This window comes from Methylobacter sp. S3L5C (genome assembly GCF_022788635.1).
Taxonomy (GTDB): domain Bacteria; phylum Pseudomonadota; class Gammaproteobacteria; order Methylococcales; family Methylomonadaceae; genus Methylobacter_C.
The window spans coordinates 4,564,673-4,589,331 of record NZ_CP076024.1 but is presented as its reverse complement, the minus strand read 5'-3'; the positions used below and the strand labels follow the sequence as shown (position 1 = coordinate 4,589,331).

Below are 24,659 nucleotides of genomic sequence, written 5' to 3'. Positions count from 1 at the left end.
CAATAATTTAATTAAATACAGCCTCGACCGAGTCAACAATACCCACCAATTGCTTTATGCAAATATAGGATGGGCTGAGGCTACGATGCCCATCAATTTGTTGATTGATAGGCGGCTCATCCTATGCATCACCCTACAAGGCTTTAAGAAACCCGGTAAGTTTTTTTGCAGCTACAGCGCTGGTATAGTTTTTAAGAAACCGTTCCCGTGCAGCAATACCGGCTGTTGCCAACCATTGCTGATTACTCATGGCAGCGGCAATTATTCTGGCAGCGGCGTGGGCATCATTTAATGGCAATGCCAAGCCTACAGCACCATCACCCAGCACTTCAGGAACACCGCCAACCGGTGCGGCAAACACCGGGCGCCCACGCGCCAAGGCTTCAAGAAGGGTGACGGGTAAATTTTCTATGGTCGCCACATGAATACAGGCTTTGTGCAAAGCTATTTGTTCGGCGGCATTACTGACAAACCCGGCGAAATGGACCAGATCATCGATTTTTAGGGCGCGGGCTTTGTTCTCCAAAAGCAATCTATCCGGCCCATCGCCGATGATGGTTAGTGTCAAGGCATTTCCTGATGCACGCAATGCGGCAATAATTTCCAGCAAATACTGTTGGTTTTTACGTGCTTCAAGAGTACCAATACTAATCAGGTCTGCTATCGGTTGTTGCGGTTCTGGTATGCCGGGATCAGGCAAAAAGTTGGGCACTACGGCAGAAGCTACGTCTACAAGCGCAGGAATGCGCTTGATTAATTCCTTTTGCATAAACTTGGAAACAAACACCAGACCATCAAGTTTTGGCAGTACCACTGCTTCAAAACGCTGGATTGATCGGTAAAATTTACCTCCATTTACAATTAAACCTTTACCTGCCCATTCATCGGCTTGCGAGACATTAAAGTGAGTTACCATCACTACCCGTTGTTTTGGAGATACTCGTGCTCTAAGCGCAGCTGCTGCCGAGAGCGGGCATTGGGCATAGATAACGCATTCAGTGTTTGATTTCAGGCGATACTTCAACGCCAGTCGTAAAAAATAAGCATGCCAGTAGCGGTACCACCAAACACTGACCTCGCCTCTTAGTAGTTTACGCAATGCAAAGATGGGGTAAACTTGCCAAAGTGGCTCGTTATAAGGAGTGATCAGTTCGCACGGCTGCTTTGTCTGATACAAATATTCAATGTAAGCCTGAAAATGTGTCTGGACACCGGTATCACCTTGTGGGCGCATGATAGTTGCTATCAAGATGGGTTGAGTCATGTGAGCATTATTCCTTATGTTTTAATCCGTAAGCTTGTTTTATCGCATTGGCCAATCCATTAGCAGAATTATCAAAGCTATATTCAGCAACTTGTGCTCTGCTATTTTCTGAAAAATGCTTGTAAAGCCCTGCTTCAGTGAGTAATTTAACTGATGCTTCTGACCATTGACCAATATCCAACTCTCTTATATAACCATTAATGCCATCAACTATTAGTTCACCGGCTACCCCCGCATACGGCGATACGATCACCGGCAGGCCTGTGGCACAGGCTTCGTTGGCAACCACGCCCCAAGGGTCCCATTCAGAGGGAAACAAAAATATTTTGGCATCGGCGTAGCGCTGCGGTAATTCTGCCTGTGAGGCATAACCGAGAAAGCGGCAGTCAACATGCTCTTTGATTTCATTGGCATAGGCACGCATTTCAGCTTCCAGTTCGCCACTGCCAACAAAATCAATGGAAGTTCGTCTTCCCAAGCGAATGGCTACTTCACGGGCCACTTGCAATGCAAACAGCGGTCGCTTGTGCGCCAAAAAACGTCCGCAAAAAATAAAGTCAACGGGTGATTCAGAAATTGGATAAGAAAACCGCTCATTTTCGGCACATAGACAAGATTTGTGTATGCGATTTTCTATTACGCGATACTGCCTGAATAAATCATTTGAACCTTCACAAGCCCCAACAAATGTTGTACTGAGTCCTAAAACAACACGACGGACTAGGCGGTGTAGCCGGGATAGTGTTTTTTCTGATGATGCCGTACCATCGGTCATCGCGATATGCGGAACACCGTGAACGACTGCCCAAGCAAATGCAAACAAAAAGGTAGGTATATAGCCTGTGGTAATGACGATATCCGGCTGTAATTGATTTAACAGCGACCATACCCCAAAATCGCTATGCATAAAACGGCGTTCCATGGCCTGATAACGCCCGGTCAAAAAATAGTTGTCAAAGCCATAATCAGCTGCATCAAGAGAGGTATCTATATGGGGTTGCGCACAAAAAATTAGCTTAAGGTTGATATCGTGCATCTCGGCTAGTCGACGCCAGACAGGAATACGATAAGGTGCTGGTACATTGGTTACAAGTACTGCATTAATAATTGGAGCCACTGATCTTATTCCTTGCAGTTCAAATTTACCGATATATCCATGAAAAAAGTAGACAGATTTTCATGGTGCTGTTCAATTAAACATCCCCATTAATTTTGCACTGGATATTTCAGTGTTCGAGGGGCTACTAATACCCGATTGAGATAAATCAATAAGTTTTTTTCTACCAGACTATAAAAACAGCAACTAATGGCTAGCGTACTTATAAATAGAATAATTGCACCGGAAAAATTAGCAAAGAGAGTTCCATAGTTTGATTTAAGAACAATTTTAATCAAGATAGATAAAACTGTGCCATGGACAAGATAAAGCGAATAGGAGGCATCACCCAAATAGACCAGTAATCCGGGCACAGCCATGGGTAGGTATAAAGCTCCAAATATCAATAGGGAGGCTGGAATACCGAATAAATAAACTCTGGCCATATCGTCAGTAAAAGCTTCAGCGTTGGATGATTTTAGTTGATAAAAAATTGACCACATGAGAACAAACAGTATCAGCCCTCCCCAAAAAAACCATTCTGAATGAGTAATTTCTGAGTGTCGTTTGTATACAAAAGCCACTAGACAGCCAAAAGAAAAATTCAAAATAATCGGGTTTGTTAATACATCGATTGCAAAAATATTGGTTTTTATATTAAAAAAATAAAATAGTAGAATTGCCGTTATCCAACCAATAAACGCATATAACAAAAATATTGGCTTTCTAAGGTAGGTTAAGGCAAAAACAAGATAAAAAATAACCTCATAAGTCAATGTCCAGGCAACACCGACAATATATTGTTTTTGTGGATACAACCAAAATGAACCTAAAATTATACCAAGATCACTTTTATAAGATTGCTCAGATGACGGTGAGAAAAGGAATGAAATAATTAGCAATATTGTAACAATCCAATATATGGGATAAATTCTAATAAAACGTTTTTTTAAAAAAATACCAACATTGCTTTTTTCAGGGCTGGAAGTATAAAAAATAATAAACCCACTCAAAACAAAAAAAACATCTACCCCGGAAAAGCCCGGTATAAACAGGTTATTCAAAAATAAATAATGCAATCTCTCATGTAATATTTGTGTGCCATGAAATAACATGACTGCAATTGCAGCAAATGCCCTTATGGCTTGGAGAGAATCAATTTTTGTTGATGCCTTCGGTATTATTATCATGATAAAGGCTGTGTTTAATTTTTTTGTAAAAAATGTTTAAAGTAACTGCCGGTAATTCGCATGAAATCGACAATTCCATAAACAGGTAAGATTAATGGTGGACAATTATTCCAGCCATACCAAAAACGTGTTTTTAAATTAGCCGGTGAGCGCGTACCGGTAAAATAATCCAAAAAACTTTTTACAGAAAATTGTGAAAGCACCGTGGTCATACCGGTTGCATCAACGTATGAGAATACCCGGCAGTTTTTACTGACGTAAATTTTGTAACCTGCGCGTGCAGCTTTAAAAGTAAAATCATAATCCGCAGCATAATGGGATAGATGCTTTTCATCATACAAGCCAATTTGCTTAAAAATATTCACGGGAAACAACGAGCCTCTGCCTGAGGCATGGGTTATTTCAATGACATCGTTATCGTTAACGACTGGGTGTTTTTCAAAGTTAACCGGTTTGGCCGTTGCCAGCAGCCAGTTTTGCCGATAACCAATATCAACCAGTTCACCAGTTTTAATGTCGTGTATTACCGAAGTAATAATACTGTTTGGATATTGATGGCTACAGTTAACTAGTTGTTGGAGGTAATCAGACGGTAATTCAGTATCATTATTCAAGGTTAGCAGCCCATCGTCTATATCTGCATGTTCAAATACATATCTGACGCAAACATTAATGGCACCTGTCCACCATAAACTACTATCGCCGGACAGCAATACAATCTCAGGGTATTCATTTTTAATTCGCTCAGAAGTGCCATCGGAAGAGCCATGATCACAAATAACTATTTTAAAATTTTTATAATTTTGATGGTTTAAAGAAGCGAGACATTGAATAGTAAAATCAACGCGATTAAAAACAGGTATGCAAATCCAAATGGTCTTCATATTGAGTACTTGGTTAAATTGACTAGACTGTTATACATGGTTTTTTTTATTCATTAATTCGTAATAAACTACACTCGTAGAAACAAGAATGAAAATAAATAACAGACTTAGGCTGTTAAATCCTTTAAATAGAGAAGATTCGGCCAGATTATGTATCAATATAGAAACAAACCCAGTAGATAATAAAACAAAGTTGGGACTATGGTGTTTCTTTAACGCCCGTTGTTTAACAAAAGTATTTAGTAATATGAAAAAAACTAAAAGTCCAGCGATCAATCCTCCTTTAACTAAAAGTTCAATATAGCCGTTATGCAAATGTGCCATACGCATATGATATTTTTTAGTTAAGCCATCAAGGTTATCAAATCCTGATCCTATAATCAGATGATTAGATAGTGCGTTAAAGCCGTTTTCCCATAATTTTGTACGACCTGTTAATGAGGCATCTCTGCCGCTTGATGCAAGTGTTTGGTCGGTGATTTCTGAAGAATTCATGTAAAAAGTTGTAATAACAAGGCCAGCTAATAAAGTAATAGTAAAAAAAATTATTTTTACAGGAGGACTTTTTGTCCCTAATACATATTCATATAAGGTATAAAATATGGCAATAAATCCAGCAATAATACCTGTCATACTATCAGCGTGAAATGCAGCATAAATGGCTGCGATAATGCCTGTAATTGAAATGATTTTCTCAAGCTTATTTGTACTTAAGTAAAACAAATTAATGGATAGCCATATGGATGATAGAGCCAGAGCTCCCAATTTGTTAGGATGGTCGGTAATTCCAATCCAGCGAACGGTAGCAAAGTCTTTTACATTAATGCCGTACTGTGGGAATTTGATGGCGGCTATTATACTTGCAATTATCATTAAAAAGCACAGCCAAAACAGCCCCCTGACAAATTTGATTTGGTTATCTCTAAAAGCTAACGCTGTCATTGTGGAGATGACAAGGGATGAGAATAAAAAAACAAAGCCTTTAATGGTATCACTAGGGTTAGTCGACCATACAGCAGACATTAAAATGTAAAGTATCAATCCCACTAGTAACTTGTTTGTTATCAAACAATAAACAATCTCCTTGATATTAAAAGCAAAAATAAATAACGTCAAAAGAATAAAAACCCTATGCAAAGGCAATCTGTCGCCGCCATTATTTATTGTTATATCAATGCCAAAGAAACCCCAGAACAGATAAAGACAGAATACTAATAAGGTTAATTTTTTAAATCTAAAATTATTTATCATAACTTAATTGGCTTAGCCAAAATATTACGATAGATTGCAATGCTATTATTAGCATTAATTTCTGAATTATAGGTGCGTTGCGTATTACTAAACATTAATTCGATTTTGTCTTGATTATCAGTGGATAATGCCAAATCCAATTGACGCGTCCAATCAATACGGTCAGCCGGCTTGGCCAGATAGCCGGCTTTACCATATAAAACCATCTCCCGCGTACCATCAATATCGCTGGTGATTACCAGGGTTTTCATGGCTCCTGCTTCTAAAATAGGACGGGCAAAATGCGGTTGTGTAAAAGGCGCGGCGATAATATCCACTTCGGCAATATAACCGGCAATGTCAAAAATAATACCGGGGAAAAATACCCGGTGTTGCAATGAAAAGGTATCGATTATTTTTTGTAGTTCAATTCTAAGGTTCTTTTTTCCGGCCAGAAATCGCAATACATTTTTAAACTTGCTTTTGCCAGCTTGCTGCTGTCCTTCGCCAAAAAACACTAATACGGTATTGGGGTGTTGGTTGCTTATTTCCGCAAATGCCTGCATTAATGTCAGTGCGCCTTTTGCAGGGGTATTCCAACCTAAAATAGCAATTATTTTTGTGTCCAACGGTATCCCCAGTTGTTCCCGTAAATTTACGTTATCAACTTTGTGATGATCAAATTTATCGAAATTGATAAAGTTTGGAATCACAACTCCTTTGTCTCCTGGAGAAATACGCTTAATTTCTGATTCGCACAAGCCAATGACTACTGTGCTACAGTGGGTTATTATTTTTCTTAAGAAGTTATAACGTAGCCTGAAATGACCATATTCCAGAAAATCACGCATATGCCAAACCAAGGGCACACCGGTTGATCGGGTTGCCAAACCCTCGGCAATCAATACCGAAGAATTTAAATGCACAATATCGGGTTTTTCCTTGGCTATTATTTGCCGCATCCTGAGATAAGTAGGCAGTAATTTAAGATAATGCGTTAGATAAGATTTTGCATCATGATAAAACTTAAAGCCAAATGGATTTAATGACTGATTTTCAATCGTGCAATGGGGTAATTTGCCTAACACATTGTCAACAACACAATTAATACCATTTTTTTTATAGAATTCTACGGCTGGCCCATCTTCAGTAAAATAAACGACTATTTCGTAGTCTTTTTTGACATATTCCAATAAATAATACAAGCTCATCGGGGCTCCGCCATTGGCTCCCGAGTGTTGAATATAAAGTATTTTCGTTTTATTAGACATTGCCTATTTCTCTTGCGGGGTTACCTGCATAAATTTTTGATGCTTCTACATCTTTCACTACAACTGAACCAGCACCAATAATACTATTTTCACCTATAGTTACCCCTTTGCAAATTAATGCATTAGTACCAATAAAAACGTTGTCTTTAATAATAACAGCACCGGTTGCAATTTTATTTGGATCATTGCAATGTCTTCGATTTATTGGCTCTTTTGTGTGAAAGTCGGTATCAAATATGGTGACATTAGCACCAATTAGTGCCTCCTTGCCTATTGTAACTTGTTTGGCTGCGCATATATTTGTGCCGCTTAATCCGGCATCTGAATCAATAAATATTTCTGCTTCTTTTGTTATTGTTCTTAAAATGATGGGGTGATTGAGACCTAGATCAGTAAATTTTGTGTGCGAACATAAAACAACACGGTCACCAAGTATTATTCTTGAGCCCGGAAACCTAACTATAATAGGAATTCCAAAAAACTCACATTTTTTTCCAATAACAACGCCATGTATTTTAAATAAAATACGCACTACTATCTGCCAATAATAAAAACGTAGTTTGTTAAAAATTTTTAATAGGAGCGACATGCTACTGCGCCAAAAAAGAGGTTATTGGTTCCGGGAAATTCGTATTTAAGTGTTTGTGTGACCATACTTCTTCAAGAATAGTAATCAGTATTTCCATTCTATGACGCTGGGTATGATGGGCGCGGACATATTCTGCGGCTTTTTTACCCATTTCCATGCGTTGCTGATCAGGCAATGATAACAGCCATTTGACTTTATCAACGGCTTCCTGAGGGGTTTTAAAGTAATGGCAATGTAGGCCGTCTTTCAGTATTTCATCAAATTTTGACGAATAACCCGACACATAAGGCGTTCCAGTGGCTATGCTGTTAAAGGGCCGATTGGATTCGTAATAATCAATGTCGCTGAATTGCGGTAAACCAATAGCAACCCGAGATGAGGTATAAGCGTTGGTTTGTTCAAAAAAATCAATAGGCCCTCTGGAACAGGAAAATTTGTCCCAGCCTTTACCGTAGAGCGCAAACCGGTTGCCAAACTCTTCTTGCAAAGCTTCAATTAATAGCGGTCTTGTTTTTGCGCCTGGTGCGGATGCTAACGGTCTTCTGGATTTCCATTGATTGGCAATCATGACCAAATCGTTTTTATAGTTTGTTTTTTCTGGGATTGCATCACCGAATGATACATTGTCATAGCCATGCGGCAGCAAATAAACATGCTTTGCACCTTTTTTTTTAAAATACTCGGCAGCACGGCCCAACCCTGCATTAAAGCAAACGTCAGTAAATTTGTTTAATGACAACAGTGATTTTGGATAGGGTACTACCCAAAAATTACCAAAAGGATCGCCATTTTCATTACAAATTGCCGGTTTTGATGGTAGGCTTTTTATTTTGGCGAGAATATCTTCATCCAAAGGTCCGTCATACCAAACCCCTTGCCAGTATATGGCATCAGCCTGGAAGTCACGGGCTAACTCATATATTTTTTGACACATTAATTTCCAGCCATTTTCTCGACCATAAATTACATAAGAAAATATCTCTAATGCCTGAAGCCGGCCTTCCTGAACCATATCGGCGAATATTTTACGTCGGGCTCGTTGCCCGCCCTCAACATCTTCAATGGGTAGATATAAAAGCCGTAATTTTTTCATAGTTAGTATCCGTTCTTTAAGATCATTTTGCCCAGTTTAATAGCCGTATTATTGGTTTTCTTTTGGTATAAAAAAACACGGATTATTTGCCTTAAGCGTTTTGCCGGGCCCATTACAATAAACAGCAATAAGCCGAAGCCGCCTACTGCAATTTCTATGGGTAATAATTGAAAGGCATTTATTTGAGGTAAATAATGCGCGGTAAGATAAATTAAAGCCCCCACCCAAGTAGCAGCCATTAATTGAGAAACTATTATTTCGCCTTGAATCATAAATTTTAACTGTAGTTTTTTGCCAAGTATTAAAATATACATAATAAATCTTAGCCAGTAGTACGCAGTTAACGTAATTAAGATATATATAAGCTGATGTTGCAAAGCGAAATACAACATGATTGGCGCCAATAAGATTAATAAAAAGCTTTGTAGTTTTATTTGTAAGGATAAGGCGCCCAAAGCACTACATGCCGTAGCTGCGACGCTGGCCAGCATTTCTACAGGTACAAATATTGCTGATAATTGCACTAACGGCACAGCATCTGGCCAGTTTTTACCCAGTAAAACTTCAACAAGCTGTGGCGCGGCAGAAAACATGCCGCCACCAATGGGAATAAGAAAAAATCCGGCGATGATCAGGCTTTTTATATAAAGCTCACTAAACTGTTTGTTATCATGTTGTAACTTGGAATAAGACGGCAGTAATACGCCGGTTATAGAAACCAGTAAACTATAAGAAGGCATGGAAATAATATTTCGGCTTCTATTCCATAAGCCCAGTTCGGTTGCCGGAAAAAATTTACCAATTAATATATGATCGATATTGGAGCCAATAAAGGTCATAAAGCTGGCTATGGAGTAACCACCGCCAAAGGTCAGAACGTGTTTATAGTCTGCTAGTGTTAAATTAATTCTGATTGAATGTCGTGTTTTTGCATAGGTTGCCAAAAAAAACAAAAACTGCTGGCTTAAATAGGCGATTACCAGACTGGTTACACCATAGTCGTAATATGCCAGTGATATACCAATAATCCCGTTACTAATTAAATAAATAATGGTTTCTGCAATGGACAGGTATTTAAACTGCATATTGCGCCTTAACAAGCCCATGGAAGTGGCGGATGCGCCAATCAGAATAAAGCTGATTGCAACCAGAGTAATTACCGGTGCCAATTTTGGGGAGTCAAAAAAATCAGCTAGCGGCTCAGCTATGGCAAAAGTGATTAAAAAGAATAATAAACCGGCAATGGTTGAAAACCAAAATGAGGCTTGTATATCCGAATCATTTATTTCCTTTTTTTGTTGTATTGCCGCAGCAAGACCAAAATCGGAAAAATAACTGCCAAATTTTATGGCAACCAGCGCTAAAGCCATTAAGCCAAATTCTTCTGGAGTTAGCAGTCGTGCCATTATACCCAGCACGCCTAATTGCGAAACACCTTTGATGACAGCACCAAAATAGTTCCATTTAATGCTATGCAAGATTGAGGGTTTATTCATGGATTATTTACAATATTTTAAGCATGGAAATTTTTTTACTGGCAAGGCTTTGGTTTTGTTTGTCCGGGGTTATATCCATATTGTTGGCAGCATCCTGAGTGTTTTGTTATTGGCGCTATGAAGTCAAGTTTGGCTTGGTGGCGGTCGGGTTACGCTTTTATTTTGTCAATAGTAGCTTTTTATTGGGTCAATAATATGACAAAGGCAATTATTAACAGGTCAGCAATTTATAATTTATTGATTACAGCATCCGTGATTGGCTTTGGTTGATTATGCTTTATGGTGGTTTTTTTATCAATAGCAGTCTGTCATTAGTGTGAAATTAGTCATTTTAATGCTTTTGATGGTCAGATAAAGATCAACTGCTTTTGTCCACGAAAGACACGAAAAGCACGAAAAAAATCAAAATAAGCAGAAAATAGGGGTTAGGTTTTTTAAGTCTGATGCCGGTCGGGGTTTGTAACCCCGACCGAAACGTTTGCAGGCTTTAATAGTTTTAAACCTGAGGGACGCGGTTACAAACCCCGTCCCGCTTCTGTTACCATCCCTGGCACTGGATACCCGCTTCCCTGCGGGTATGACGGCAGATGCCGGTCGGGGTTTGTAACCCCGACCGAAACGTTTGCAAGCTTTAATGGTTTTAAACATGAGGGACGCGGTTACAAACCCCGTCCTGCTTCTGTTACCATCCCTGGCACTGGATACCCGCTTCCCTGCGGGTATGACGGCAGATGGATCGTGACACAGTAATTTTAGTTGATATTTTTATTAATCGGGTATATAAAAGCAAAATATTTATGGTCCACCAGAGCTTGGTGACCATAACAAAACCAGTGGCTTTACCAAACAAAGCGTTTTGTTCTTTAGCTCTAAAACTTAAGCATAACTGCATGCTATTACGTCGATTCGGTATAGTGGTATTTAGTGCTTACCGGGCACTAATCAATCGTTGACTAAACTATTTTTATGATTGTCGATTGCTCATCAGGGTTTGCCGGACGGTAATCAGAGTCTACCGAGCACTTATCAAGCCTTGCTGAATACTAATCAATCCTTGGCTTTACTATTTTGTAATTGTTGAGCGCCCATCAGCGATTGCCGGGCACTGATCAGTACTTGTTAAGCGTCAATCAGTGATTGGTTTAATTATTTTATACTGGTTGAGTACTCATCAGGGTTTGCCGGGCGGTAATCAGGGTCTAACGAGCACTTATCAAGCCTTGCTGAATGCTAATCAAGCCTTGGCTTTATTATTTTGTAATTGTTGAGTGCCCATCAGCGATTGCCGGGCACTGATCAGTGATTGCTGAGCACTCATTAATCATTGCCGAGACTATTTTATGATTGTTGAGTGCTCATCAGCCGTTGCCGGGCACTAATCAGTTATTGTTGAGTGCCTATCAGTCATTGCCGGGCACTCATTAATCATTGTCGAGATTATTTTATGATTGTTGAGTGCCCATCAGCCGTTGCCGGGCACTGATCAATCATTTTTAAGTGCTGATGATTAACCATCACCGCTTATTTATTTAACTTTATGTAATCTATAAACAACCCGTAGGAGTTTACACATTATGGCTACTTTATCTTTTATGCCCAATACTGATGACGACAAAGCCGATTTGTTAGAGCATCTTGCTATTACTTTGCCTCGTTATGCCGATCTTTTAGGAATTAGCTCTCAAGATTTGGCGGCACTAAACGCCGATGCCCTGTGTTTTCGTTATGCGTTACAAGCTTTGGGTGTGGTGCAGGCTTATTCTCAGGCCTGGACAAGCTTTAAGAATCTGTTGCGCGATGGCGGTACGGGTAATGCCGGTTGGCCTGCCATGCCGATACTGCCGGAGCCAATTCCTCCGGCTGTTCAGCCCGGAATTATCCCAAGGCTTTCTGCATTGGCGAAACATATTAAAGCTCATAAAAATTATACCCCGGCCATCGGTCATGATTTATGGTTGATAGGTGCAGAGCAAGTGATTGATACCAGCACCTGGAAGCCGATTTTAAGCGTTTACAGTGAAGCCGGACACCCGGTTATTCAATGGACTAAAGGCGGTGCTAGTGCATTGGAAATTTGGACAGATAGAGGGGATGGCAATAATTTTGTTTTTCTTGGTATTAATATAGAGCCCAATTCCAAGGATTCGTCACCGCTTCCAACAACCGGAGCCGTATGGAAATATAAGGCTATCTATCGTTTACACGATCAGCAAGTCGGTCAATGGAGCGATGTGATTAGTGTTGCTGTGGGTGTGTAGGGGCTTTAGAGTAACCATTTTTTGTCCGCGAAAATCACGAAAAACACGAAAAAAGCAAAATAAATAAAAAAGAAGAGAGAAGGGTGAGGGGCTGGGGCTTTACTGGTTCTCTCTTCTGGTTTCCTGGCTCCTAAGTCCAACTTTACAAACTTGAATAAGCCGGAGCTTGGGTGGTAGAAATGCGAAGCTCCAGCTTTGCAATACAGGAAGCTGGAGCTTGCTGTATTGTGTTCCCAAGCTGGAGCTTGGGAACAAGAACTCTTGGGAGCCAAAATAAACCTCTGGCACCCAAGCTCCAGCTTGGGAATGAGAAAGCTGGGAACAAGAATAAACTTCTTGTTCCCAAGCTGGAGCTTGGGAACGAGAAAAGCTTGGGAACGAGAAAAGCTTGGGAACAAGAAAGAGCTGGAGCTTGGGAACGAGAATGTTAAAGTTTCTTCACCATGCCTGCACTATATCAATCAAGCCTTTTTGTCCTGCATAGTCGCGTGCGCTTGAATAGCGCCAATGTTCGGGTAAGTCAACATAGCCGCGTTTTACCGGATTCTGGTGGATGTAATCAAGTTTTTGCCGCATCATTTCTTCTGATGCAATTAGCTGTGGATGATTACCTTCTTCCCATACTTGATAGGTACTTTCGGTTTTATGCGCTCTCTTAAACAATGCCAGTAGTTCTAAAATACCGGCAGCATGGTGTTTTTCCAGATAGCTAATGATTCGTTTGGCACTATAGGATTTAAAGCGCTGCATATCGTGGCTTAAATCATTTGAGGCGGCAATAAGGTGTAGGTGATTTTCAAGGATGACATAGCCGTATATTTTAAAATCGGCTTCACGTTGTAAAAATCGCCATGAGTCCAGGATAATATCGACCGTTTCTGTGCGGGTAAATAGCGGTTGCCAATGGTTGGCTGTCGCAGTTAAGAAGTGCGGGCAGGTTTTGTCTAAAACTCGGTATCGGGTTCTGGGCATGGGTTTGCCTTGTTATTTTGGGAAGCTGGAGCTTCCGGTACTTTTATGCCCAAGCTTGTGGAGCTTTGGTTCTCAAGCTCGTGGAGTTCTGGTTCCCAAGCTGGAGCTTGGGAACCAGGATAAGCTGGAGCTTGGGAACCAGGATAATCTCCTCTGGAAGCTGGAGCTTTCTGTATCCAGTTCCCAAGCTCCAGCTTGGGAACTAGGGAGGCCTTGGGAGCCGGGGTAATCAGGTTGGTCAGCATAATTGCAAATATTGCGCCGCAGATATCTGCCAGTAAGTCTAATAAATCAAATTGACGGCCGGGAATCAGCATTTGGAAGCTTTCTTCGATGATGCCGAACATGCCAACAATTAATAACGGCATGGAGAGCAGGGGGATTGTCGGTACAGGGTTAAGCGTAAAAGCTAGTGCACAAACGAGCAAACCTAAGCCGCTAAAGGCTAAAAAGTGTGCGAGCTTGTCAAGGTGCTGTATTTGTCCCATTATGGCTAAAGGTGGCCCTGACGATTCGATTAACAGGCTGGCCATTAAGCCGATGATGAGCAGGCTAAGAAATATGGTTGGTTTGATATTATTGTTTGATTTGCTCATTTTTAATGATGGCAATTAATGTTATGCAGACTACTGGTTCCCAAGCTGGTACTGGTTCCCAAGCTGGAGCTTGGGAACCAGTACCAGCTTGGGAACCAGGGTATGGAGCTTGGGAACCAGTGTGATTTCGTGTCTTCGTGGTGAGTTTTTTAATCTTGTACCTATAGTAACGGTTAATAGGCCAGTTTGTCAGTAAAACCTTTAAAGACGGTTAAAAAGACTATTTTCAAATCCAGCCACAGCGACCAATTTTTTATATATTCCAGGTCGTAATTAATTCTGGCTTCCATTTTGTCCAGGGTGTCGGTTTCTCCACGGCAACCGTTAACTTGGGCCTGACCGGTAATGCCGGGTTTAACTTTGTGGCGCAGCATGTAACCTTGTATTTGCTTGCGATAATATTCGTTATGAGCTACAGCATGAGGACGAGGGCCAACGACAGACATGGTGCCTTGCACGACGTTTAAAAATTGCGGAAGTTCATCCAGGGATGATTTGCGCAAGAATGCGCCGAATGGGGTAATGCGACTATCATTTTGAGTCGCCTGTTTTATTTTGTCGCCATTGTCGCAGACGCTCATTGAGCGAAATTTCCAGACTTCTATTTGTTCGCCTTTGGCACCATAGCGTTTCTGTTTAAAAATAGCCGGGCCTGGCGAGGTTACTTTGATGGTAATGGCAATAATCAGCATGGGGATGGCGATAACCGGTAATATAAACAGGCATAGGGCCAAGTCTTCAAGGCGTTTGGTAACGCCGTTAACGTTGTTAAACGGGGTGTCAAAGACGCTGACAACGGGTATGCCCTGCACGTTACTCCATTTTGACTGGATCAGGTTAAAGGTAAAAAAGTCCGGTACGATGTTAACTGAAACGGTGCTGTCTGCCAGTAGTGCCACAAAGTGGCTGATGCGCTTTTCAGCACATAAGGGCAGGGTGATATAGATATGGTCGATTTCACCGGTTTTTGACAGGTTAAGCAATTCTTCAAAGTCACCGGTTATATCGCCAATTTTTTGGTGACTCAAGCGCCTTTCTTCGGTTTGTATTCTGTCATCAAAAAAGCCGATAAAATTGTAACCCAGCCAGGGCATGTCCGATAAGGCGGTTTTAAGTCTCAGTCCTAGTGGGTTGGCGCCCAGTATGGCGTAGGTTCTGGTGTTAAAACCCTGCTTTCTTAGCAAAGACAAACAGCTGCGTTGAAGGGTGTGGGCTACGATGATGCAGGTAGGGGCAAGCGGCAACCATAATTCTATAACTTCTAATGAATAATCATATTCAGGGTTATAAAGATAAGTGCCGCTGACCAATAAGGTAAAAGCGCCCAACCATGACAAGAGAATGCTGATGGATTCATCAAACATGGGTATACCACGCCAACCTTGATAGAGTTCGTTGTTTTCAGCCAGAATACCGAATAATGCGGTGCCTATCAGGCAAGGTAGCAGATATTCGCGGTCCAGGGCAATGTTGTAGATAAGCAGTGTTGCATAGAGTGAGGCTACAATCAGGGCCAGATCAAAGGTACGGCTAAGCACCTGAACTTTGGAATGATGGGGTCGAATAAATCCGGGATTACGATGGGCCATTGGGTTTGTTTATAAGCGTTAAGTGATGCCTGTTTAATTGACTAACCAGTGTAGTTGACAATACGTGAGTATTGCCGCTACAGGTGTCTGTTTAGTGTAAAACTTGTTTGTTTTGGTTTGACTTAAAAAGTTCTTGAACAGATTCATTGAGCTCTTTTGTTACTTGGCTTTAGAGGCATTATATTTTTTATTATTAAACTATAAATATGGCATCTTTGTATATCTAAATTATCTATATTTTATATAAAAATTGAGGTTTTTTTATAACTACGCCGACATCTAAACATTCTACAGGAATTGCCCGGGTAATCCGTATAAAATAAGTTGAAAAAAATGCAGCACAGTTCAGGTAGTTTTTGTGGCAAGACGGGCTTGTTTAAGTGTTGTCCGGTGGGGCTGTTAACCAGTTGGGCGGGGGATGATGGTGACTGATGCAGGAAGGGCGACCAGTGGGTCGCCCGTATAACTCTGCTTAAGATATTATAGCCAAACCTTGCATCCAACCCGGGTAGTGTTACTTTGAAAGGTCACACAGCGGGTAATTAATTGTGATCGGAGTCCGATCAGCAAATTATCATCCGTGGTGTGATAACCTTAATCTACACCATGCGTTATGGGTTTATTTAAAATTAGTAACGATGCCCTTGTGCAGTAGTTTCTGCCTGTTGGTAGAGGCAAGGCAAGTCAATTGGGTGTTAAGTGATTGACTTAAGGCTTGGTATCTTGCTGGAGCGGGTGGTGTGGTTAATGGCGTCTGCCATTTTTACCGGTAGCGGGTTCTTCAAATTTAACTTTTAACGGTTTGCCACAATATAAGTTGCCATCAAGTGCTGCGATAGCAGCTCTGGCTTCGTGGCCTTCCATTCCAACAAAGCCGAATCCTCTACATTTTCCGCTAAAAATATCGGAAACAAGTTGGATGGAGCGAACTTTGCCGTATTCTGAAAATAAAGCTTCAACAGTGGCCTCAGTGGCCTCGCTAGGTAAGTTTCCTACAAAAAGTCGTTTCAAAAGACATATCCTAAATTCAGGGGGTGAGTTGATATTGACCGGATAAACCGGCTATGCCACAGCCCCGCCTGATTTAGGCGAGGTTGTGTGTCGATACGTAATCTCAGCTTACGCTGCTGATACGTTTGAAGCTTGTGGGCCTTTGGCGCCTGATTCTACTTCGTATTTTACCGCTTGGCCTTCGGCCAGTGTGCGATAACCACCGTCGCTGGCGATTGCAGAAAAATGTACAAATACATCTGCGCTGCCGTCACTAGGAGAAATAAAACCAAAACCTTTAGACTCGTTAAACCATTTAACAGTACCCGTTGCCATGTAACTTCCTCAATATCAATAAATGAATGTAAATATTTTATTGCAAATCATATCAGCCACGATGGGAAAATAACGTAAAGGAATTTCTGAAAAGTGCTGATTGATAGGCAAAATTTATTAAATAGAAGTCCCGCATATGCCGCGTAGTACTGTCCACTAACCCGGCTATTATAGTGGCTAATCTTTAATTTTGCCATTTAAACTTTAAGTTAGGTAATGATAGGGTTGAATTGGACCAACTTAAAGGTTTACCCGGATGCCGGTCGGGGTTTGCAACCCCGACCGAAACGTTTGAGGGCTGCAATAGCTTTAAAACGTCAGTAACGGGGTTACAAACCCCGTCACGCTTCAGTAGATTATTAAATCGGGTTGTTATTTCCAGATGCTGACAATGTTGGTGAAATCATCTGTCCAAGGTTTCATGTCAAAATATAAGGGCATTTTTTGCCAATGACCCAAACGGCTTTGGCTGAGTGGCACTAGTGTTTCAGGGTTTTTTGCCATAACTACCCAGTCGGTGGCAACCACCAGTGGTAAATCTTGCTGCGGTGTAAATTCTTGTATCAGCGCCGAAAAATGCAAATCCTCGGCATGAATCGATAAGACTTTCTTTAACGACAGGTGACGATTGGTGATATGAAAAGCCAGTATGCCATTGGGCTTTAGTTTTTTAAAATACAGCGCCAGGGCTTCCCGGGTGAGTAAATGGGTGGGGACAGAATCCGAGCTAAAGGCATCCATGACCAATAAATCAAATTTTTGATCAGGCTCTTTTTCAAGTGACAGACGGGCATCACCCAGGCTCATGGTGGTGTTGTAAGAGCAGCGTTTAAGGTAACTGAAATAATCGGTATTTTTGGCAATGTCGATAACCAAGGGATCAATTTCATACAATGTCCAGTTTTGCTCAGGTTTTGCATAGCAGGCTAAAGCCCCCGCGCCCAGTCCGACTATACCGATGTTCCAGTGGTTATTGCTGTTGTCATAGGTTTTAAACAGTTGCCCCATTGGGCCGGGGCGACTGTAATAAGTTAGCGGTATGTTGGCCAGGTTTTCAGCCAGACGCTGTGCGCCATGTTTGGTGGTGCCATGAAAGAGCTCATGATATTTTTCATACTGGTTTTGTTCATTAATCAAGTAACTTTCACGCACGGCCAGTACGCCAAAAAACGAGCGTTCCTGATAAATCGTATGCGATGACAAGCCATGTACGCCAAGGGCAAGAAATATAATGGCACCGGTTAATAAAGCAAAGGCAACCGGCAGGGCTCTGAAAAAATAAGTAAAAACCGTTAAGACAATCAAGCTGATAACAATGGCGTCAAAATACAGCAGTAAATTATCGACATTGATATAAATAATCAGCCCGGTAATGATCAACAGGGCAGGGGGTATTATTTGCAGCAGCAGGCTTTTTTTAAAGGTGATACCCGCTCCGGGACGCAATAATAACGCCGCGACAATCATGATGGGATATTCATAAATGCCGTTAAAAATAAACGGCGCGACAAAGGTGTTAAACATGCCGCCCAGCATACCGGCAAAGGACATGATCAGGTAAAAGGTTGTTAAATACCGGGTATGCGGCCGGTTTTTGGCCAGTTCGCCATGGCATACCATCACCGCAAAGAAAAAAGCCAGCAGGTGCAGGCCAAGATAAGCCCAATATGGCAGGTCGGCGGGATTGATAAAGGCGTAAGCGATAAACGGCAATAATACAATGGGCTGTAGTTTGACCATGACAGGATGAATCTGGTCATTCCATTTGGAAAAAACAATCACAAACGACAGTAAATACAGGGTTAACGGAATAATCCACAGTAACGGCACGGAGGCAATATCGGTGCTGATAAAATTGGTTAACCCCAACAACAAGCTGGAAGGCACCAGCGCCAGCGCCAACCAATGAAGTTTCCGGTAAATACCGAGGTTTTCTTGGGGTTCGCTGTCTTCAGCAATATCGGCATTTTGCCGGCTTTTCCATAAAACAAAAGCACAGCCGGCTATAAGCAGGCTTAGGAATAGATAGCCGATGCTCCAGTAATTTTTTTGATTGGCAAGTCCAATGCCCGGTTCAAGTAAAAATGGATAGCTTAATAAGGCAATCAAGCTGCCGGTGTTGCTGGCGGCATAAAGGTAATAAGGGTCATGACTGGTGTGGTGGCCGATATTGGCAAACCATTTTTGCACTAAGGGCGCCGTGGTTGATACCACGAAGAAAGGCAGTCCGATAGCCAAAAATAAGGTCCACAACAGCCAAAAGGTAGGATTATTGTCAGTCGGTGGCACGGTGTTTTCCGGCAAGGCTAACGGCAAGGCCAGAAAGCTGATAAGAATAACGGCGGCATGTATCTGGATTTGGCGGTGTTGATTAAATCGCGTGGAAATGGTGTGCGCGTAGAGATAACCAAGAAATAAAATAGTTTGGTAAAACACCATGCAGGTATTCCAAACTGCCGGAGAGCCGCCCAGTAAAGGTAATAACAGTTTCCCGAACAAGGGTTGCAGAACAAACATCAGCGACGCACTGGTAAACAAGGTGCCGGCAAATAAAATTATCAGGGATAAGCGGCGGTCGTTGGTTGCTTCTGAAGGGTTGTTCATTATTTTTTAGTGTCGCCGTTTGGGCCTGTTATTTTAATGCGCTAATAATAAAGCATTTGCTGCGCCAGGGGGGGAATTGAATGTGAATTTTTATAAAACTCACAGGATTTTGTCATGATTTACCTTTGGGTAGGATGCGCTGAGCGGAGTGATGCGCATCGTTGATTGCTGGTTATTTGATGCGCATCATTGCATTCAGCACATCCTATGGGGTTTGTAACCATCGAGCCTCACGTCAAAAAAGCTTAGCCAATGTTTTTGGTGTTAGTATGAAGCTACTGCGTTAATTTTGAACGCGCTTGTCGGTCAGATAAGCAGGTCAAAAGAGGCGCCAGGATTTTTTAGAGTTAAAACAGGAGTGTGTCTATGGCCGGACAAAGTCGATTTTTTTTAATTTTTAGCCTTGCTTTTATTCTTTTTGGGCTGATTGGTGAAGTAACCGCAGCGCCATCCCAAGAACCATCCACCCCGACTATCCAGGTTTCAACCAAACCTGACAATCAGCAAATAATTGCCGATATCAAGAACGGACAGCAAGTACTTAAAAAACAGGCGACTGCTATTGCCGGTCGACTATCCCTTGCTACCAGCCAGGAACAAGTTGAAGAAGCGAGGCTGCTTGAGCTTGAGCAAGAAATTTTTAATCAAACCGATACTGCCTATGATCAGCAGCTTGTAAAGCTGGAGCAACTACAGTTGCTCGATGTTAGAAATCAGCAGTTGAAAGAAGACATCGCCAACTTAAAAATACCGCCTTTAGCTGATCAGCATTTTTCTTTTATGGAGCTGGATCAGAATTATGAGGAGCTAAATCAGGAATTACGCACTGAAGAAGGCTTTGAATCTAAAATCAGTGTGGTTGACGGGATAGTACAGCAGGCTGTAACCGTGCTGGAACAAAAACAGGACAAGCTAAAACGGCTTGAAGAAAATACCGCTCCCGAAGCTGACAGTCTGTCGCTACCGGCAGAGCTTAATCTTGAAATTGCCCGTCGGGATGTAGAGTTGGCTGAGCAATTAAAAGCGCTTCATCAATTTGAGCTGAGTGTTCAAAAGCAGGTAAAAACGGTTCTCCAAACCCATGTTGAATTATTGAAACTTCAGGTTGAATTTCTTCAGACGCACGCCGTATTTAGCCAGGATGAATTACAAGATCAGTTGCAGCGTATTAATAAAGATGATTTTGTTTTAAATCGGGATTTGGTGCGCATAAAAGAACAGCAATTGACGGTGAAAAATAGTCTGGATCAATCCAGAAAAAAGCTCAATAGCGCAGACCCTGACGATCAAAAAAGAATCGAAGTTTATACTGAAGCATTGCGTCTTAAATTAAAGGCGTTAGAAACCAAAGTTGATACCGCAACTCGCCGTGTCGAATTACTCGCCAGCTGGAAAGAGGTTTGGCAGCAGCGTTATGATATTTTTAATCAGTTGGTAGATCAGGCTACCTTGTCAAAATGGCGCAATAAAGCCACTCAGCAGTTAAAACAAATCGATAATGAAAAGGCGGCTCTTAACTTATGGCTGGCCGATTGGCGCAGCCGGCAGATTACTTTGTCCAACAAAATGGACAATGAGCAGAAAGTGGCGCCTGATGAGCGTCATGGATTGACGCAGCAACGCGAACATATAAACAGCATTCTTGAGCATTTTCAGGATTTGCATACAGAACTTGAAAACAGTCGCCGCTTGCAAACCAAGCTCATTGACGAAATAAGTACCCGAACCTCCCAGCGATCATGGAATGATTGGTTTAAGTTGGCCGTTGATTATAAAATTAACGCCAATAGCATGCTGGATTGGTCTTACGCGTTGGTTTCGGCATTGGCCACTTTTGCGTTATTGTTCTTTTTACGTTGGATTTTAATAAAGAGGCTGAAATATTTAGGGGAATCGAGCGATGCTTCCCTGATTAACGGCTTTTTAGCCAGTATTAAACATGCAAATATCTTTTTCTTTTTAATGCTTGCGGTTTACGTTGCCTCGCAGTTTTTAACTTTTTCCCTGGAAACGACAACCAACATTGCCAAGCTGACGAAAGTAGCTTTTGTGTTTCAGGCTACCGTATGGGCAAGCAGTTTCGTTCGCTCCTGGGTATTTCGGGTGTTGTCCCGGCGCACCAAGCGCGACGGTGCCAGTATGGGGGCTTTGACGATTTTTAATTTTACCAGTCAAGTTATTCTATGGTCGATTGCCTTGTTGCTGATCATGCAAAACTTAGGCATAGATGTAACGGCATTGGTCGCAGGACTGGGGATTGGTGGTGTCGCCGTGGCGCTGTCGATGCAGCAAATACTAAAGGATGTATTTTCCTCTTTGTCTATCGTTCTCGATAAACCCTTCGTCATCGGTGACTTTATCATCTTTGATGATTTTATGGGAAGTATTGAACATATCGGCATCAAAACCACGCGTATTCGTAGTTTGACGGGGGAGCAAATTATCTGCGCCAATGGCGATTTGCTTAATACCCGAATCCGTAACTACAAGCGTATGCAAGAGCGGCGCGTGATTTTTAACATTGGTGTGGTTTATCAGACATCGGCAGAAAAATTGCCGGAAATTTCGGTCATGTTCAGGGAGATTATTGAAGCTCAGGAAAATATTCGTTTCGACCGTGCACATTTTTTGTCGTATACGGATTTCGCGCTTCTTTTTGAAATCGTTTATTATGTGTTGAGCCCGGATTACAATATTTATATGGATATTCAACAAGCAATTAATTTGGAGATATTTAAACGCTTTCAAGCAGCGGGCATTGAATTTGCTCACCCGACTCAATCGCTTTATATTAAAAATATTGCAAACGCTGATCAGGCTTTACCGACTAATCTGCCATGGGGTATGGGTCATGACCAAGCTACTTAAAAATTATTATATCGGCTTATCAAGAGGGGTTTTTATGAAATCTAAAATTAAAGTTAAGACAATGCTGTTGCATCTGACAGCAGTTATTTTTATCGTTACCGGCTGTTCGTCTCAAGAGCCTGACTACCTAAAAATAATGCCGGCGACAGAATTAAAGCAAATCTTGCAAAATGAGGATGTTTTTCTGGTTGATGTTCATACCCCCGAACAACAGCATATTAAAGGTACGGATCTTTTTGTGCCTTATAATGAAATTAAAAAATTCCAGGATAAATTTCCCAAGGATAAAAATACCGCTATCTATCTATATTGCGAAGGCGGTCCTATGGGAAATATGGCGGCAAAGTCCCTTTATCAATTAGGTTACCGTAACTTGATCAATCTTGAGGGCGGCACCAATGCCTGGAAAAAAGCCGGCTTTGATGTTGAGTAAGTGGATGACTTTCATGCTGTAGAATGTGCTGAACGAAGTGATGCGCATCATTTATGCTTGAGCGATGCGTGTCAATGCCTTAGGTTGATAGCAACTTGCTCTTGACATATCTGGCGCGCACAGCACGCCCCCTAAAATAGCTTAAGTTAACCGCCATCACCGATGTTTTCCCACACTGTATTGTCAGCATTTTCCAGTTCGTGTAGTTTGCCGGTGGTTATTTTCTGTTGGGCGCGTAAGCTATCAAGCTCTTTGTTAAAGCCAACGGTGGCTTGCCGTGATTTTATTACCAACGCATCAATTTGAGCGCTTTGTTCAATTAGTTCAGTTAACAGTCTTTGCCGGTAAGCATCGGTTGTATTCATGAGTTAATCCTTAGGGCTTTTGGTAATCGTAAATTTTAAAAACTATTTACCACGAAGATACGAAGAAAAACGATGTGTCTTGGTAACGTGAAAAACTGCGTTGCAAAACACGTCCTGCTTAAGGCACGAAGGGCATGAACAAAAAAAATTCGTGCTCTTCGTGCTTTTCGTGTTTTCGTGGTGAATAAAAATTAAGCTTGATCAAGTTTGGTAATGGCGGTTCTGGCCAGTTCACTTAAAGCCGAGCCATCTTCTTTACAATAAGCAATTATTTCACGACGCATTTTAGGATGCCATGACCGTAAAATGTGTTTTGATATGCCTTCAGCAGCGATTTCTTTATTACTTTCCGCGTTAAAAAAATTACCAATGTCATTGGCCATTTTGACAAGTGTTTCAATTTTCATGGTTAATCAAATAAGAGGGTTGCTGTGAGTTAAGCGCTGTGGATGAGTATAGACAACATGTTGATCATCACGGGCAAAACCGATTAAAGTAAGTCCTGTTTCATCGGCCAGTCTTATGGCCAGACCGGTAGGCGCAGAAATAGCGGCGAGCATAGTAATACCTACCCATGCGGTTTTTTGTACCATTTCGTAACTGGCCCGACTGGTCACGATGACAAAGCCGGCAGATAAATCTTTGCCGGTACGAAGTAATAAACCGATCAATTTATCCAGTGCATTATGCCGTCCTACATCTTCCCTGAGATCGACAATGCCCAGGCCTGGAATAACCCAAGCCGCCGCATGCACGGCACCGGTTAAGAGGTTTAAGGTTTGGTGTTGTTTAATGTCGGTTAACGCTGCGCGCAACTGGGCACCTGACAGGGATAAGTCGCCACTAACCTCATTGGGTTGGCGGATAGCTTGTTTTAAGGTGCTGGCTCCACAAAGACCGCAACCGGTACGGCCGGTTAAATTTCGACCTTTATCGGCCATGCCTGTAAAGCGGTTGTCGGGAATTTTTAACTGTACTTCAATGCCATTGGAGCGATTATAAATCCGCGCTGACAGTAATTCTTGCGGATTTTTAATAATACCTTCGGTGATGCTAAAGCCCAAGGCAAACTCTTCCAGATTAGTCGGGGTTGCCAGCATGACTACATGCGGCATGCCGTTATAAATCAGGGAAATAGGCACTTCTTCGGCAATATAGTCTTGTTTTTTCTCATGATGGCCATTTTGCCAGCGGTCAACGGATCTTTGCTGATAACTGGGCCAGCCCAAGTCCAATAGTAACGAGTCCATCAGTTAATTTTTTTCCATGGCATCGCCATGCACACAAGCAATCGCCCCGTCGTACTTAAGGCGGAGGGGAGTAATAACAGTTGGTTTTATATTTCTTTGCACAGCGCTACGCCGCTCCTGCATTATTCTTGATCGCTGTTCCAGACGTGCTTCTACTTTTCGCACTCCCTGATTGGGTACTTTCTGCAGGCGCGCAGAAGTTACTTCAACCCTTTTTAACAGGAGAATACGTTTGTATCTGCCATAACTCATGGTTTCATTAGCTATAAAAATTGTTTTAATGCC

At 41.8% G+C, this 24,659-nt stretch carries 22 protein-coding genes; 3 read left to right on the top strand and 19 right to left on the bottom strand.

Annotation, left to right across the window (positions count from 1 at the left end):
* Positions 1-133: 133 nt before the first annotated feature.
* The 9 genes from KKZ03_RS20690 to KKZ03_RS20650 all read right to left on the bottom strand — a co-directional run bounded on the left by KKZ03_RS20690 (position 134) and on the right by KKZ03_RS20650 (position 10,113).
* A complete protein-coding gene (locus KKZ03_RS20690) occupies positions 134-1,264 on the bottom strand; it encodes a glycosyltransferase family 4 protein (RefSeq protein WP_243218633.1) in 1,131 nt (376 codons plus the stop codon).
* A gap of 7 nt (positions 1,265-1,271) precedes the next feature.
* Positions 1,272-2,381 carry a glycosyltransferase family 4 protein gene (locus KKZ03_RS20685; protein ID WP_243218632.1) on the bottom strand — a complete coding sequence of 370 codons (1,110 nt, stop codon included), beginning with the start codon at positions 2,379-2,381 and terminating at the stop codon, positions 1,272-1,274.
* 89 nt (positions 2,382-2,470) lie between these two features.
* Positions 2,471-3,550 (bottom strand): acyltransferase, encoded by a 1,080-nt coding sequence (locus KKZ03_RS20680; RefSeq protein WP_243218631.1) that lies wholly within the window; start codon positions 3,548-3,550, stop codon positions 2,471-2,473.
* Between the two features lie 14 nt (positions 3,551-3,564).
* Complete coding sequence (locus KKZ03_RS20675) at positions 3,565-4,434, bottom strand: glycosyltransferase family 2 protein (protein ID WP_243218630.1); 870 nt, start codon at positions 4,432-4,434, stop codon at positions 3,565-3,567.
* 30 nt (positions 4,435-4,464) lie between these two features.
* On the bottom strand, positions 4,465-5,685 hold the full coding sequence (locus KKZ03_RS20670) for an O-antigen ligase (protein WP_243218629.1): 1,221 nt from the start codon (positions 5,683-5,685) through the stop codon (positions 4,465-4,467).
* Entirely contained in the window at positions 5,682-6,935 is a 1,254-nt protein-coding gene (locus KKZ03_RS20665) for a glycosyltransferase (RefSeq protein ID WP_243218628.1), read from the bottom strand. Before KKZ03_RS20665 ends, KKZ03_RS20670 begins: the two co-directional genes overlap by 4 nt.
* On the bottom strand, positions 6,928-7,524 hold the full coding sequence (locus KKZ03_RS20660) for a DapH/DapD/GlmU-related protein (RefSeq protein WP_243218627.1): 597 nt from the start codon (positions 7,522-7,524) through the stop codon (positions 6,928-6,930). Before KKZ03_RS20660 ends, KKZ03_RS20665 begins: the two co-directional genes overlap by 8 nt.
* Before the next feature lies 1 nt (position 7,525).
* Positions 7,526-8,617, bottom strand: coding sequence for a glycosyltransferase (locus KKZ03_RS20655; RefSeq protein ID WP_243218626.1), 1,092 nt, complete (start codon positions 8,615-8,617; stop codon positions 7,526-7,528).
* 2 nt (positions 8,618-8,619) lie between these two features.
* Positions 8,620-10,113, bottom strand: a complete 1,494-nt coding sequence (locus KKZ03_RS20650; RefSeq protein WP_243218625.1) for a lipopolysaccharide biosynthesis protein — start codon at positions 10,111-10,113, stop codon at positions 8,620-8,622.
* 1,574 nt (positions 10,114-11,687) lie between these two features.
* Between KKZ03_RS20650 and KKZ03_RS20645 the strand changes: the two genes are divergently transcribed.
* Positions 11,688-12,371 (top strand): hypothetical protein, encoded by a 684-nt coding sequence (locus KKZ03_RS20645; protein ID WP_243218624.1) that lies wholly within the window; start codon positions 11,688-11,690, stop codon positions 12,369-12,371.
* A gap of 438 nt (positions 12,372-12,809) precedes the next feature.
* Here the strand turns inward: KKZ03_RS20645 and KKZ03_RS20640 are convergent, their stop codons facing one another.
* The 6 genes from KKZ03_RS20640 to KKZ03_RS20615 form a co-directional block, all read right to left on the bottom strand.
* Positions 12,810-13,343, bottom strand: coding sequence for a transposase (locus tag KKZ03_RS20640; RefSeq protein WP_243218623.1), 534 nt, complete (start codon positions 13,341-13,343; stop codon positions 12,810-12,812).
* Positions 13,316-13,954 carry a VanZ family protein gene (locus KKZ03_RS20635; protein WP_243218622.1) on the bottom strand — a complete coding sequence of 213 codons (639 nt, stop codon included), beginning with the start codon at positions 13,952-13,954 and terminating at the stop codon, positions 13,316-13,318. Before KKZ03_RS20635 ends, KKZ03_RS20640 begins: the two co-directional genes overlap by 28 nt.
* A 158-nt stretch (positions 13,955-14,112) precedes the next feature.
* A complete protein-coding gene (locus KKZ03_RS20630; RefSeq protein ID WP_243218621.1) occupies positions 14,113-15,528 on the bottom strand; it encodes an undecaprenyl-phosphate glucose phosphotransferase in 1,416 nt (471 codons plus the stop codon).
* 744 nt (positions 15,529-16,272) lie between these two features.
* Positions 16,273-16,539 (bottom strand): RNA-binding protein, encoded by a 267-nt coding sequence (locus tag KKZ03_RS20625; protein WP_243218620.1) that lies wholly within the window; start codon positions 16,537-16,539, stop codon positions 16,273-16,275.
* Between the two features lie 108 nt (positions 16,540-16,647).
* Positions 16,648-16,854: a cold-shock protein gene (locus KKZ03_RS20620; protein WP_243218619.1), complete on the bottom strand. Its 207-nt coding sequence runs from the start codon at positions 16,852-16,854 to the stop codon at positions 16,648-16,650.
* A 372-nt stretch (positions 16,855-17,226) separates the two neighbouring features.
* On the bottom strand, positions 17,227-19,458 hold the full coding sequence (locus KKZ03_RS20615) for a fused MFS/spermidine synthase (protein ID WP_243218618.1): 2,232 nt from the start codon (positions 19,456-19,458) through the stop codon (positions 17,227-17,229).
* Between the two features lie 366 nt (positions 19,459-19,824).
* Here KKZ03_RS20615 and KKZ03_RS20610 point away from each other — a divergent pair, with 366 nt between their 5' ends.
* Both KKZ03_RS20610 and KKZ03_RS20605 read left to right on the top strand, forming a co-directional pair.
* Positions 19,825-22,326, top strand: coding sequence for a mechanosensitive ion channel domain-containing protein (locus KKZ03_RS20610; protein ID WP_243218617.1), 2,502 nt, complete (start codon positions 19,825-19,827; stop codon positions 22,324-22,326).
* Between the two features lie 34 nt (positions 22,327-22,360).
* Positions 22,361-22,759: a rhodanese-like domain-containing protein gene (locus KKZ03_RS20605; protein WP_243218616.1), complete on the top strand. Its 399-nt coding sequence runs from the start codon at positions 22,361-22,363 to the stop codon at positions 22,757-22,759.
* Between the two features lie 146 nt (positions 22,760-22,905).
* On the opposite strand, the gene KKZ03_RS20600 is transcribed toward KKZ03_RS20605, so the two are convergent.
* From KKZ03_RS20600 to KKZ03_RS20585, 4 genes are all read right to left on the bottom strand, one after another.
* On the bottom strand, positions 22,906-23,124 hold the full coding sequence (locus KKZ03_RS20600) for a hypothetical protein (RefSeq protein WP_243218615.1): 219 nt from the start codon (positions 23,122-23,124) through the stop codon (positions 22,906-22,908).
* A gap of 191 nt (positions 23,125-23,315) precedes the next feature.
* The gene (locus KKZ03_RS20595; RefSeq protein ID WP_243218614.1) at positions 23,316-23,531 is read right to left on the bottom strand and encodes a formate dehydrogenase subunit delta; all 216 of its coding nucleotides are present in this window, start codon (positions 23,529-23,531) and stop codon (positions 23,316-23,318) included.
* Between the two features lie 6 nt (positions 23,532-23,537).
* Positions 23,538-24,374 carry a formate dehydrogenase accessory sulfurtransferase FdhD gene (fdhD, locus tag KKZ03_RS20590; protein WP_243218613.1) on the bottom strand — a complete coding sequence of 279 codons (837 nt, stop codon included), beginning with the start codon at positions 24,372-24,374 and terminating at the stop codon, positions 23,538-23,540.
* A 3-nt stretch (positions 24,375-24,377) separates the two neighbouring features.
* Positions 24,378-24,626, bottom strand: a complete 249-nt coding sequence (locus KKZ03_RS20585; protein ID WP_243218612.1) for a hypothetical protein — start codon at positions 24,624-24,626, stop codon at positions 24,378-24,380.
* Between the last annotated feature and the right edge of the window lie 33 nt (positions 24,627-24,659).

Coding starts and splice junctions, on each gene's coding strand:
- KKZ03_RS20690 (WP_243218633.1), bottom strand. CDS start 1,264: ATGACTCAACCCATCTTGATAGCAACTATCATGCGCCCACAAGGTGAT.
- KKZ03_RS20680 (WP_243218631.1), bottom strand. CDS start 3,550: ATGATAATAATACCGAAGGCATCAACAAAAATTGATTCTCTCCAAGCC.
- KKZ03_RS20675 (WP_243218630.1), bottom strand. CDS start 4,434: ATGAAGACCATTTGGATTTGCATACCTGTTTTTAATCGCGTTGATTTT.
- KKZ03_RS20670 (WP_243218629.1), bottom strand. CDS start 5,685: ATGATAAATAATTTTAGATTTAAAAAATTAACCTTATTAGTATTCTGT.
- KKZ03_RS20665 (WP_243218628.1), bottom strand. CDS start 6,935: ATGTCTAATAAAACGAAAATACTTTATATTCAACACTCGGGAGCCAAT.
- KKZ03_RS20660 (WP_243218627.1), bottom strand. CDS start 7,524: ATGTCGCTCCTATTAAAAATTTTTAACAAACTACGTTTTTATTATTGG.
- KKZ03_RS20655 (WP_243218626.1), bottom strand. CDS start 8,617: ATGAAAAAATTACGGCTTTTATATCTACCCATTGAAGATGTTGAGGGC.
- KKZ03_RS20650 (WP_243218625.1), bottom strand. CDS start 10,113: ATGAATAAACCCTCAATCTTGCATAGCATTAAATGGAACTATTTTGGT.
- KKZ03_RS20645 (WP_243218624.1), top strand. CDS start 11,688: ATGGCTACTTTATCTTTTATGCCCAATACTGATGACGACAAAGCCGAT.
- KKZ03_RS20640 (WP_243218623.1), bottom strand. CDS start 13,343: ATGCCCAGAACCCGATACCGAGTTTTAGACAAAACCTGCCCGCACTTC.
- KKZ03_RS20630 (WP_243218621.1), bottom strand. CDS start 15,528: ATGGCCCATCGTAATCCCGGATTTATTCGACCCCATCATTCCAAAGTT.
- KKZ03_RS20620 (WP_243218619.1), bottom strand. CDS start 16,854: ATGGCAACGGGTACTGTTAAATGGTTTAACGAGTCTAAAGGTTTTGGT.
- KKZ03_RS20615 (WP_243218618.1), bottom strand. CDS start 19,458: ATGAACAACCCTTCAGAAGCAACCAACGACCGCCGCTTATCCCTGATA.
- KKZ03_RS20610 (WP_243218617.1), top strand. CDS start 19,825: ATGGCCGGACAAAGTCGATTTTTTTTAATTTTTAGCCTTGCTTTTATT.
- KKZ03_RS20605 (WP_243218616.1), top strand. CDS start 22,361: ATGAAATCTAAAATTAAAGTTAAGACAATGCTGTTGCATCTGACAGCA.
- KKZ03_RS20600 (WP_243218615.1), bottom strand. CDS start 23,124: ATGAATACAACCGATGCTTACCGGCAAAGACTGTTAACTGAACTAATT.
- KKZ03_RS20595 (WP_243218614.1), bottom strand. CDS start 23,531: ATGAAAATTGAAACACTTGTCAAAATGGCCAATGACATTGGTAATTTT.
- fdhD (WP_243218613.1), bottom strand. CDS start 24,374: ATGGACTCGTTACTATTGGACTTGGGCTGGCCCAGTTATCAGCAAAGA.
- KKZ03_RS20585 (WP_243218612.1), bottom strand. CDS start 24,626: ATGAGTTATGGCAGATACAAACGTATTCTCCTGTTAAAAAGGGTTGAA.